Annotated in this window: 8 protein-coding genes; all 8 read right to left on the bottom strand. The window is 41.3% G+C overall.

The window, feature by feature from the left end; genetic code table 11:
- Window positions 1-8: 8 nt before the first annotated feature.
- Window positions 9-893 carry a carbohydrate ABC transporter permease gene (locus PWYN_RS26170; RefSeq protein ID WP_036658077.1) on the bottom strand — a complete coding sequence of 295 codons (885 nt, stop codon included), beginning with the start codon at window positions 891-893 and terminating at the stop codon, window positions 9-11.
- An 18-nt stretch (window positions 894-911) separates the two neighbouring features.
- A complete protein-coding gene (locus PWYN_RS26175; RefSeq protein ID WP_036658080.1) occupies window positions 912-1,802 on the bottom strand; it encodes an ABC transporter permease in 891 nt (296 codons plus the stop codon).
- 64 nt (window positions 1,803-1,866) lie between these two features.
- Window positions 1,867-3,561, bottom strand: a complete 1,695-nt coding sequence (locus PWYN_RS26180; RefSeq protein ID WP_036658082.1) for a type 2 periplasmic-binding domain-containing protein — start codon at window positions 3,559-3,561, stop codon at window positions 1,867-1,869.
- 192 nt (window positions 3,562-3,753) lie between these two features.
- A complete protein-coding gene (locus PWYN_RS26185) occupies window positions 3,754-5,142 on the bottom strand; it encodes a response regulator (RefSeq protein ID WP_036658084.1) in 1,389 nt (462 codons plus the stop codon).
- Window positions 5,139-6,878: a sensor histidine kinase gene (locus PWYN_RS26190; protein WP_036658086.1), complete on the bottom strand. Its 1,740-nt coding sequence runs from the start codon at window positions 6,876-6,878 to the stop codon at window positions 5,139-5,141. Before PWYN_RS26190 ends, PWYN_RS26185 begins: the two co-directional genes overlap by 4 nt.
- Window positions 6,879-7,503: 625 nt before the next feature.
- Window positions 7,504-10,953 (bottom strand): pullulanase-associated domain-containing protein, encoded by a 3,450-nt coding sequence (locus tag PWYN_RS28380; RefSeq protein WP_157261261.1) that lies wholly within the window; start codon window positions 10,951-10,953, stop codon window positions 7,504-7,506.
- A 314-nt stretch (window positions 10,954-11,267) separates the two neighbouring features.
- Window positions 11,268-11,726 carry an N-acetyltransferase gene (locus PWYN_RS26200; RefSeq protein WP_036659205.1) on the bottom strand — a complete coding sequence of 153 codons (459 nt, stop codon included), beginning with the start codon at window positions 11,724-11,726 and terminating at the stop codon, window positions 11,268-11,270.
- Window positions 11,727-11,848: 122 nt separating this feature from the next.
- Window positions 11,849-13,024 (bottom strand): radical SAM family heme chaperone HemW, encoded by a 1,176-nt coding sequence (gene hemW / locus PWYN_RS26205; RefSeq protein WP_036658089.1) that lies wholly within the window; start codon window positions 13,022-13,024, stop codon window positions 11,849-11,851.
- Window positions 13,025-13,053: the final 29 nt, after the last annotated feature.

The following is a 13,053-nucleotide window of genomic DNA, read 5'->3' on the forward strand; positions in this document are numbered from 1 at the left end:
CTATTTCATTATCCTTTTACCGAACCAAGTGTTATTCCTTTGACAAAGTACTTCTGAAGAAACGGATAAATAATCAAAAGTGGGAGCATAGAAACAAAAATTTTCGCGGCATTTAAGGTCTGGTTGGATAAACCCACCGAACGCTTGACGGTTTCCACATCTAATTTAGACATATCAACAACGACCGCTACTTGGCGTATATATGACTGCAAGGGATAATTTTCATTTTTCGTCATTAACACAAGAGCCTGAAAAAATTCATTCCAATGATAGACAATAGTAAATACCAGTATCGTTGCCAGCACCGGTGTAGACAGTGGAAATACAACATTGAATAGAATGCGCCATGGTCCTGCTCCGTCAATTAAGGCGGATTCTTCAATTTCCTTCGGTAAATTCCTGAAAAAATTCATGACTAATATGACATTAAAAACAGGCAAACCGCCTCCAAGCACTAGTCCCCAAATGTTATTAATCATGCCTAGAGATTTCATAGTCATGTACCAAGGGACCAACCCGCCACTGAACAGCATGGAGAAAATCAGCAGCCACATCAGAATATTTCGGGGTGCAAATTCCTTTGTTGTTTTGGAGAGAGGATATGCCATCAACAACACAACAAAAAGGGTAATGACTGCCCCGAGAACTACACGCTCCACCGAAATTAAAAACGATTTTAGAAACTGACCGTCTCCAATGATTGCTTCGTACGAGGCTAATGTGAAGCCTTTGGGCCAGATGAAGACTTGACCTGCGGATACTGCTGCTTTATCACTTAAGGAGACAACAAGTGTATACCATACAGGCAAAACACAAAGAAGTGTAATCAAAATTAGTAGGATCACATTGAATCCATTAAATACTCTGGAGAGGAACGAGCGTTCTTCAACCATAATTCCCACACCCCTATGCTAAAAGATTCTGTAGTTCGCAAACCGGTATGCCAGTCCGTATGAAGTCGATATCAGAACTAAACCGACAACGGATTTCAGAAGACCTACGGCTGTAGCTAAACCATATTGCATATCAATAAGTCCGGCTCTATAGACCCATGTATCGATAACATCACCTGTCGAGTAGACTGCTGGATTGTACAAGTTAAATATTTGATCGAAGCCGGCATTTAGAATATTACCCAGGCTTAAGGTACCGAGTAGAATAGCCACCGGCAAGATACTTGGCAGCGTAATACGCATAAGACGTTTAAACTGAGAAGCTCCATCAATTGCAGCAGCTTCGTACATTTCTGGGTTAATGGATGTCAGGGCCGCAAAGAAAATAATAGCCGCAAATCCAAACTCTTTCCAAATATCACTACCCACGATAAGAGACGGAAATATCTTTGCATTGGCAAAGAACAATACAGGGTCCATCCCGAAGACGGATAAAACTTGGTTGATCGGGCCTGTATAAGAGAAAATATCAATCATAATACCCGCTACAATAACCCAAGACAGAAAATGGGGTAAATACACAATCGTCTGAACCGTTCGGCTGAAATAACGATTTTTGACTTCATTTAACATAAGAGCAAATAATAAAGGAACGATTAAGTTTCCAATCATTTTTAGTACCGCGATAAATATAGTATTCTTAAATACTTGTATACTGTCATCAAGCTCAAACATGTAGCGGAAATTCTCGAGCCCAACCCATGGAGACTTCCAGATTCCCATTCCAGGATTAAACTCTTTGAAGGCCATTAAGATTCCATGCATAGGTAATAAATTGAAGAAGAACAACCATATCAATCCCGGAAGAAGCATCAAATAATAGTGTTTTGTTATTCCTCTGATCCGCATACGTTACATCCCCTTACTAGGATGTCAAGACGAGTAAGTATTTACCCGTCTTGACCATTTTCTATTATTGGAGCTCGTTTACTTCTTTGGTGATGGTATCCCCACCTTGTTCCATCCACTTCTGAACGAAGGTATCAAAATCTTCTAGAGGACTGCTTCCCAGAATAATTTTCAGGAAGGTTTCATCCTCCATCTTTTTAAGATTCGTCCACCGCGCGTCCATCGTCTTTGTCTTGGATGTTGCAAGGCTGCGCAGATATTTGACATCAGCATCTACAAACGTCGAGCCGCCATTTAAATGCGCGTATACATGTGCGAAGAATCCAGGATCTTTAACCTGATCCCAATGCTGAATATCATAGTTATCAAAGGGTGCTATTTTAATATCTTTTACATGTAAGGCCAGATCATTAGTAAAACCATAGTTCACTTTATCGATATCTTCCAGCTTGATCTTTCCATCCAGATAGTCACGAAGCGTATTTACGGTGTAATCCAATTGGTCCCCGGCACCGGCAATGATAAACAGCGGAATTTCCTGTCCAGTCATCTCCTTACCCTTCGTAGCTCCTTCATAACTGGCTATTTTTTCTGATACATGAACATTAAGCATTTTTACGACGGCTTCAGGGTGTTCATACCCTTTTTTAACAACTATAAAATTACTTCCCGTAGCTTGATTAGAGGTGAATTCGCCTGCGGCATTTAATGGTGCCACATATGGACGCCAGTTCGCTTCAGGGTCATTTTTAATCGCATCTTGCAAATTATAAGGTGTCCACCATGGACCAAAGAAAATACCAGCTTCTCCACTTACGGCAATCTCTTGCCCGCTTTTGCGCAATCCAACTTCCTTATCCAAAATACCTTTCGTATACCATTCACGCATCATGGCAAGCGTTTGTTTGGTTTCTGGAAGTGTCGATCCATAGACAGCCTTTCCGTCTTTGTCTTTGACCCAAATGCCAGGATAAGCACCATTCGCAAAGAAAAGAGAGGAGAAGTTCATGTAGTGATCAGATGAGGTCAGGAAGGTGGAATAAAGTGCTCCCCCCTGACCGGTACCAACGATACCAACCGTGTTTTTACCGCCCATTTTGTTGTCAATAAATGCCTTCGCTATCTTCTCCAAATCCTCCAATGACTTAGGAGCCTCAAGTCCAAGCTTATCAAGCCAATCTTTGCGGATCCATGTTAGTGGTGCTGATGGAAGTGTAGTTTCCGGAAAAGCGTATAATTTATTGTCCACGGTGACATTTTCTAATAATCCAGGATTAGACTCATAAATATCTTTCAATCTTGGAGCACCCACATTTTTATAAACTTCTGTTAGATCCTCTAGTTGATCTGCTTTGATCATTTGTTTTAGTTGCGTCTCATTTACACGCATGGCATCTGGCAGATCATTACTAGAAATAGCTAGACTCACTTTCTGATCGTAATCTGTAACGGATGCTTCCCATGCATGCTTGACAACAATGTTGTATTCTTCTTTTAACCAGCGTGTGTAAGCATTATCTTCAGCTGTGTCAGTACCATTAAACTTATAATTCGTATCCAGTGATCTACCAATTGAAACCTCAAGTGGCTCCGGGAATTTTCCAAGCGGATCTATATTTACCGCAACATTGGTACTGCCCTCTGAATTGTTACTCGAACTGTTCGTTGTATTGTTACTGCTACACGCACTTAAGCTTGTAGTAATAAGCAACCCGACCATGATAGCGGTCAACCCTTTTTTTATTCCCTGCTTTTTCATTGTTTGCCCCCTATTAATTAGCATTGATCTTGATTCCCCATCAATATATCATGTCATGATAGACCTCTAAGTTATAGAATGATTTGGAATATAGTTGAGAATATATCGGAAATAAAAAAAAGTCCGAAAAGAGTCTCCCCCTTTTCAGACTATTCTCTATCTTGACGTCTACCCTTATTATTTTTAGAACGATCATTTCAGATCTTTTCTATACAGGGTTGGAACCATCCCTACATGTTCCCGAAATAACCGACTGAAATACTTCTCATCATTGTAACCAATCTGTTCAGAAATCCATTGAACTGTTTTGTTCGTATTCCTTAAATATTCTTTCGCTTTTTCCATACGAATATCCCGCAAATAGTCCGTGTAGGTTTGACCAACAATATCTTTAAAACACTGACTAAAGTAGCTGTTGCTCATGTTTACCCTTTGCGCAATTTCCCCCGCTGATAGAGGTTGATTCATCATTCGTTGTACCATATTCATCGCTTTGGCAATACTGTTCTGAATTTCATTAGAGTATTGATTCTTCGTATTCGCTAGTCTGGTCATTTCCTTCGTTTCCCTAAGCCATGTTTCAAATTCAAACCAGCAAGAAAAGAAGTCTTTGACTAGGATGGGATGAGGTAAAATTAGACGGTACAGTCTGTTCCATTCATCCGCTAAAGATGAGAATATTCTTGTCAATCGAATTGAAGGCAATTTAATGGATTTAAGATGATTAATCATCACCTCAAAAAGCTGATCGTCGTATATCCATTCGGAAGCTAGCCATTTTTCTTTGATCTCATTGATTTCATGACTGGATCCAGACTTTATTTTATTTAGAAACATAGCACTGTTAACGATCTGATAGGGATGAATAGGATCATACTCATAGAACAAGTCAGACTTTCGATAGCTGCGGAGGAGTTGTAAAATTGACTTACGATCCATACCTTGTAATTCCCGAAAACAAAAAAGAGCATACTCCCGATTGGAAGCGGGAATGTTAGTCACCTTCTCGAGGATTATTAGCTTCTCATCTTCCGAAATGTCAGTCCAATACCAAATCCCTACATCTGCTTCTACCGCACCTTTCGGTGAATGAATATCCATTATGGAGTCTTCATTGTTTTGGTGTAGTGAGTATAAAACATAGATCTCATCCGCTAAATCTACTTCATCCTCCTGGGTAGGAGTGGCCTTTAAGGGACCTCTCTGTTCCATAAGAGAAGCAATTCTACCTAATACATCTTCGAATCGCTCCTTCTCCAGCTGAGTTTTGACGACATAATCAATAGCTCCCAGTCGAAGTGCCTCCTGCACATACTCAAAATCTTGATGTAGAGTCATTACAACGATTTGGATATGTGGGTACTTTTGGCGCACCTCTCTCATTAACTCAATTCCGGACATCACGGGCATGGATAAATCCGTAAGCAATAGATCTACCTTAGTTGTTTCTATAAATTGGAGAGCGTTCGCGCCATTGTTGGCCTCTCCCACAACAGCCATTCCGAACTCTTTCCAGGGCATGAAGGATGCTAGTCCTTGGCGGACAATTTTTTCATCGTCTACAATCAGTACGCGAATCATGAGGGTATATCACCTCCAGAAAGGGGTATACGTACAGAAACAATCGTTCCTTTACCTATTTCACTTTTGATTTCTAATCTTGCCTCTCCCCCGTAGTTTGCATGCAGAATACTCTTTACATATCTCATGCCGATTCCCATGCCCACCTTCTGATTCTCCTTAGATTCATCATTTAATAAACGATCGATGGTTTCTTCTGACATTCCGGCGCCATTATCTTGGATTTTGATATCTAAGCCATCATTGGACTTAATATCCACATGAATATATCCATCATCGCTCACGCCATGATAAAGGGCGTTTTCTACCAACGGTTGCAGAATAAAACGTGGAATCAATAAGGCCATCGCATTCTCATCTACGTCAATGTCGACATCGAATTGAAAATCATATCTTATTTGTTGCAGCTGTAAATACTCCTTCAAAGCTTGTACTTCATCGCCGATCGTGGTGACTTCCCCCATTTTGCCTAAATTATAACTTAACAATTTGTTTAACGAGAGTACTAACTTATCGATTTTATCATGCCCGCTAAACACGGCCAGCCAATGCACGGTATCGAGCGTATTCATAAGAAAATGCGGATTTATCTGATACAATAATTTCTCGACTTCCAAATCTGCTCTTCGCTTTTCTTTCTCTTCTATCTCCGAATATAACTCCCAAATCTGCCCCTTCATGCTTCTGATCTGATGCAATAGAAAATCAAACTCAGGGATATCCGTTAATCCCGTATGCTCTTTAGAAGGGCTTACAATTAGAGATTTGATTTCTGTATTAAACTTCCCTAACGGCTTATACACCATTTTCCACAAAACCCATGCACTAAATACCGCCACAATACTAAATAGGATAAAAAATAGGGTCGTTTTTACAAGCCACTGGTTTCTCTCCTGATTCAATTCCTTCATGGGTGTGATGGAGACAATACTCCATCCTTGATTGCTTGTTTCTTTACTCCAAAAAAATTGATTATACTCTCCAGAAGTTACTTCTGTATTACTCGATCCAGGAAATAACTCATTCTCCGGAAAATCCTTAGCATCTTCACTAAATGCTACTCTCCCATCATTATCTAGAATCAGTAGACGACGAGAATCCACCTTTCGATTCTGGGGAGCAAATAGGGTTTGTAAGGCGTTGCGGCCGGTCTCAATGTACAAATACACATTCTGATCGGGTAAATTGACTTTTCTCATCGTACTAAATACATACTGATTAATAGAACCATTGTAGCTTTTATGAGGCCCATAGTAGGTGATCTCTGGATATTTAGCCATGATAGGAAGCTCTTTTGGTGAAAAGTGCCCCCTTATATTGAAATTTTCTAATTCATGCAAATCGGTCTCCGGGTAGTAGTACATAATTAAACCCACATTGGGATTAGAGAATGAAATAATATTCAACTCGCTTTTAATCTCAGTCAGAAGCTGAATTCGGTCATAGGGTTCGAGCACCTGTTGAAGATCTTCAATCTGCTTATTGATTCCACCAAACGCTAGTTGTTGTGAGACATGGTTCAAGTTATTTAAAGCGTTTTCTAACGTTGATATATCTTGCTTCAAATTACTTTTAATAGCGCTTTCTACTTTATTTCCAAGGATCGAATCGATCGTGTAGAAAGAAACAAATCCAAGGCAGATAAAGGGAACTAAACTTCCGAAAAGAAAGATGGAAATGATTCTATTCTTGAAAGTAACCTGCTCGAAACGTTCAATAATGAAGTTCTTATTCACCTGATCCCCTGCCTCGCCAAATATAAGCATAATTTATTTATATAAGTTGAACTTAAAATTTATCTACTTTGGGTTTGGGGCGCAACTGCGGTGAATGTTGGAATTCCAGCCGCTGTTGTCTCCAGATTTCTTGATTATAACCGCTGTCCGCGGATGAAATCCGGAGACAAAGGCGGACGCTACCGCTCCTCCAGTTCCAAAATTCCCCTCCGTTACTTCCATCCTTTTTGTCTATTTTTAAGTTCAATGTATATAGGTATGAAGTTCTGACTATTAAATTATGTTACCATGGATAACTCTTATTCACTATAAAGATTGTACTAAAGACTTACTCGTTGGAGTGTGGTAGTTACTACAGTGAATGTTTGGACTTCCAGCCGCTGTTGTCTCCCGATTTCTTGATTATAACCGCTGTCCGCGGATGAAATCCGGAGACAGCTGATGCTTTCGAAGCGAGCTTTCCTACGGAAAGCTTTCGGGCGGTCGCTAACGCTCCTCCAGTTCCAAAATTCCCTTTCGTTACTACCACCCCGAGGTTGTTATTTAGTTCAGTCTATATAGAACCTTAGGAATAGGAAAACAAGAATTCTATTACCCTTAAGGTAATAGAATTCTTGTCACTATACTAGTTATTCAATAATAAATATATGGCTATCGCCGCTTCGGCACGGCTCATTAGGGATTTCGGTTCATTTAACGTTTCGGTATCTGCTAGTTTATTCCCATTCTTAAACGCGTTAGCCCGCTGGAGCATGATGTCCAACTCCTGTTTTGTCACCTGGGCTCTCGGATCAAATACACCCTCATTTCGTCCCTTGATGATCCCTGCCTCAGCTGCAGCCGTTACAGCACCGGCATACCATTCGTCCCCGCGCACATCTGAGAATCCTTTGGTTCCGACTTCCTTAAGGTTCAACGACCGCACCAACAGTGCCGCAAACTCTGCACGTGAAATACTCTTGTTGGGCTCAAAGTTCGTTTCTGTGGTTCCGTTCACAATCTGTTTTGCCGCTAACGACTTTATGGCTAGGTAAGCGGCATGTGATGCGATCACATCGTTAAAGGTTTTTTCATATTCTAAGACTGCAAATTCACTCAAGTGCTCGACCCTTACGGTCATGATCCCGTCACTCCGTTTCCCGCCTACATATTCAAGTTTCTGATTATCCTTAATTAAATACACACCTGCCAGATCATGGCTAAGTCCGTCATTTACATGGAAGGAAATTGAAATCGGCTTCGTGAAAGGACTAAGATTCTTGGACTCATTCTTGTTCATTATGACGGACAAAGAGATCTTGTGTATCGCACTACCCATTTTTAGGTTTGTATTGGCATCCTTATGCATTGCCAGTAAGGCGTCTTCGGCTGCTTGTTGTAATAGAGTCACATTCAGTGAGATCAGTGCTTTGTCTGCAGTTGCTCCTGACACAAGTGATTGCGCTGCGAGCAGTACCTCAGTGGGAAGTTCAATAGATACTTTATCAAACTTGATCTTTATGGGTTTTTTTCCAACTAGTTCAGCGGCATGAATGGGAAGTAATACTTGTTCAATATCACTGGCCACCGTTAAAGTTACAGGATCCCCGCTCCCGTTCTTTAGACTGTCTTCCTTAAAAGCAACAACACCCTTTGCTGCTTCTACATTCGGTTTCGTGACATCATTAATGATAGATCCGGTATTTGGAATTGGATTCACTTCAGTGGTTTCTTTGATCTGAATCGTGACGTTGAATGTATTGCTAATACTCGAATCACTGACAGATGTTGCTTTTACAATAACAGTCCCGTTTGCTATGGCAGTCAAGAGTCCTGTATCTGACAAGCTTGCGTAACTTTCTCCGCTTTGAATGCTCCAGGTAACCTCTTTTTTAGTTGCATTTGCTGGCAATACCTCAGCGGCCAATTGCAAAGTTCCACCTTTGGTTGCAATGCTGGTTAATTTATCTTGATTACTTACGTTTATCGATTCTGCCGCAATGTTATTCGTAAAAATCTGATACTCCCAAGGTGCAAGATTGAAAGTTTGTTCCTGATTAATTTCAAAGGAAGTATGGTGTAAATACGACTGATAGGTCCCTGCCGCTGTATCAGCATACACTGCCGTTGTTACATTTTCTGCAGAAAGATTTAATACACTCACCACTTTATTACCATTCTTTTCTCTTTCAAAAGCCAATACTCGCGGATCATCTGTTGTGAGAAATTGAACATCCCCGCCTTCACTGCCATTCCAAAGCGCTGCATTCTGTTTTTTTAGAGTAATTAATTTCTCGTAAAACGGTTGCATCGTCAGGTCATCCCAATTAATCTCGTCTTTATCAAAAAAGGCTAGTCTTTTATCAAGCCCTATTTCTTGTCCAGAATATATCAAAGGCATACCCGGTAGCATAAAGGATAAAATCGCCATCGTTTTTTCAGCTTCACCGAACATTTCCGACGTTGTTCCTTCCCATGAATTCGTATCATGATTAGTAATGAAATTCATGGGATAGGAGCCCTTAGGGTACACCTGCAGAGTTCTCTCGATATAGGATTGTATATCTTTTGAGCCCTTCTCACCGTTAGGTATGCCTTTCATGATGTTATAAAAAAGTTCCCAACCATAGTTAGAGTTAAATGCCTTGGATAATAAGCCGTATTGTGTATCATCCTCTGCTAACATATAGACCGGTTTAATCTGGTCCAGCTCCATACGTGCGGTCTCCCAGAAATCCTGCGGCACACCCGCCGCGTAATCACTTCTGAATCCATCAACGTCCGTTTCCCTCACCCAAAACTTCATCGCATCAATCATTGCATTACGCATATCTGCATGATCAAAATTCAGGTCTGCAACATCCTGCCAATTGGTTCCCCCAGGAATCACAACATTGCCTTCACTGTCTGTTGTATACCAACCCTCATTATTAATCCACTGATTATCCCATCCTGTATGATTGGCTACCCAGTCCAACATGACCTTGAAGCCCATCTCATGGGCCGTATTCACTAGACTTTTGAAATCTTCCAACGAACCAAATTCAGGATTGACTGCTTGGTAATCATCCACCGCATAGTATGAGCCTAAAGATCCCACCCGGTTCGTCACCGATATTGGATGAATAGGCATAAACCATAAAATTTCCACACCTAATTCCTTTAATCGAGGAAGGTGCGCCTCAAACGCCTTAAAGGTTCCTTCTGGAGTATATTGTCTGACATTCACTTCATAAATGGTGGAGTCTTTAGACCAATCAGGAAAGTTCGCTTTACTATCCTCTACTGCTGTAACATAAGGTGATGTGTAAACCGCAGGATCCCCTTCTTTAATAAACAGATGCTTATAATCTCTAAGTTGTGCAAACGACCTCTCTGCACCATCTTTAGCACCGTCTATACGATTAATAACCAGGAAACTTAATAGTCCCGCATTCTCTTTTAATTCCACATCAATATAGGCACCATTCTTATCGATCTGCGCATTGGAAAAGGAAGTCGCCCCTGTAGGCCAACTGGCTACAGCCTCGGAAGGTGTCTCCACATCGTCCCACATCCAAAGACCCCAATTACTATAATCCGGGTCAGCTTTTTGATAATGTATTCGTACAGTGTTCTCAGGCAGGCTTACCGGTTCCCACAGAAACACCTCATCTGAACCTTCCTTGATCCATATTTCATTGATTTCCGGTGTAGTCATTACAACTACCTTCTCATTTCCATCCTTAACTTCGTTTAATTTATTTAATACTATGAAATTCACTTTATTCGCCTTAGCTTTCAAGCTGATGTCGACATACACTCCATAGTCTGTTAGCTGATTTTCATCTAAAGAGGTAGCACCTGTAGGCCACGCTCCAACATCCCCCGAAGGTGTGGTTACATCCCCCCATAACCAAAGGCCCATATCTTGAAATTCATTGTCTACTCTTTGATAATGTATTCTCAGTGTGTTTTCAGGAATAGCATCCAAATTTGCTTGTGTTGTTACAAGAGGTTCCGCTTCAATCGAATTAGATATAGGTAAACTCACTGCTGAAAATATCATCAAAATCAATAAAATCATTGCTATCATTTTGCTCCATCGCCTTGTCAAAAGAACACGCTCCTCATATTTAATTTTGTCTGTTCTACTCACTAAATACGAAATTCACCCCATTCACTGCAACTACACTCAGGAGGCTGTTTCAATATACCACCGCAATGTACATTTCTACGTTAGAGGCTGATTGCAGATGAGGTTGAATATTCAGTGAATTACAAAAAACATCCAAAAAAGTGTCTACCCCTTTTTTGGATGTTGACCTACCTTACCTCAGAGGAAATAACAAGTTTCCGCAACAAAAAACCACACTCCCAGCAGACAGTTGAGTGTCCAATGAGAATGTGGTCTATTTTATAACTATCGAATTAGTTCAGCCTCTTAAGTACCGCTATTTCATCACAAGCATGCTGCTTCGAGCAGTTCACGCAGTCGGTCCATACTTTTTCGGGGAAGATCTCTTTCTCTACAATATCAAATCCGTTTCTAAGAAAAAAATCAACGGCGTAGGTCAGCGCCATAATCTTCGGGATCTTCTGACGTCTGGCTTCTTCAGTTAGGGCATTCACAATCAAGGAGCCTATTCCTTTGCCTTGGTATTCATCATGGAGGCCAAGTGAACGTATCTCAACAAGGTCAGTGCCGAGCCTGCAGAGAGAACCGCAGCCAACGACCTTTCCATCCATTTCAGCAACGACAAATAGATCAATCTGACGCTGCAATGCAGCACGGGAACGGGGAAGCATAATACCCTTTTGTGCATACTCCTCTATCATAAGATACAATGGCTCAATATCGTCCACTGTAGCACTTCTGCATGTCGCCATTCTACTTTTGTTGTGAAATTCATGACGGGCCAACTTTGCAATCACCCTGCTTCACTCCCCCCGTTGATATTATTGAATAAATATACATCAGAGTGAATTTGAATTCAAGAGTTATTTTAAAATTAAACCTCTGTCAGCGCCCCTACAAATTCTCCGAAAACATCATTCCCAAAAAGGATTCCCTGCTTGCTCAGACGATAGATGCCATTCTCTTGCTCAAGCAATCCGGCATTCAACATTTTATGCAGAGACTTGCCAAACACATCCTCCATGGTCTTACCGAATTGCGCTAGAAAAGCAGCCCCTGATATCCCAGCACGCATGCGAAGGCCCACCATCATGAAATCCTCCATCGCTTCTTCCTCAGAGATGGCATAGGTATTCAGCCGCGGCAATCCTTTACGGGAAGCTTCTATATAGGGATTAACCCCTTTGATGTTTACGTGACGCTGGCGTCGGGCATAACCGTGTGCTCCTGCACCCAAACCATAATAATCTTCGTTTCGCCAGTAAGTAATATTGTGGAGACTCTCTTTACCAGGCTTTGCAAAATTACTAATCTCATACTGGTTGTATCCCGCTTCTTCCATAGAAGACATCAGCAGCAGGTACATCTGGAGTTCATCCTCTTCGTTAGGGAGCGGAAGCTTGTTCTTATTGAACAGGGTGTGGAAAAGAGTGTTTTCCTCAACCTTCAGACTGTATATAGAGTAGTGAGGCAGATCAAGCTCCAATGCCTTCTTAATACTCTCCGCAAGCATCTCCACCGTTTGATTAGGTAAACCAAACATCAAATCCACTGAAAGATTATTCAGTCCAACCGCACGCGCATTCTCCAAGCTCCGATAGACGTCGTCGACATTATGAATCCGGCCGATGCCCTCCAGAAGCTCATTCTGAAAAGCTTGAACACCGAAGCTGACCCGGTTTACTCCGCCAGCCTTCATTACTTCCAGCTTATCGCGATCAGTAGTTCCGGGGTTAGCTTCCATAGAGAACTCTATATCTTTATTCCAGTTCGGAAAGTGTGTGCGAATCGATTTCAGGAAAAATTCCATTTCATCAGGCTTCAATACGGTAGGTGTTCCCCCGCCAACAAAAATACTATTGATCACTCCAGGCGGATTCTCTTTAACCGTAAGTTCCATTTCCCGATCCAATGCATGGAGGTAATCCATGACTGGCTGGTCCTTCAATACATATGAATTAAAGTCACAGTAAAAGCATTTGTTCGTGCAAAATGGGATATGAATATATACCGCCTCTGGGGGACGGCTGTTAGTTGCGATGTTAGACATTAGCTGTCTCCTTTGCTTCTGTAAATGTA

Origin of the sequence: Paenibacillus wynnii (genome assembly GCF_000757885.1) — a bacterium.
Lineage (GTDB): Bacteria > Bacillota > Bacilli > Paenibacillales > Paenibacillaceae > Paenibacillus_AQ > Paenibacillus_AQ wynnii.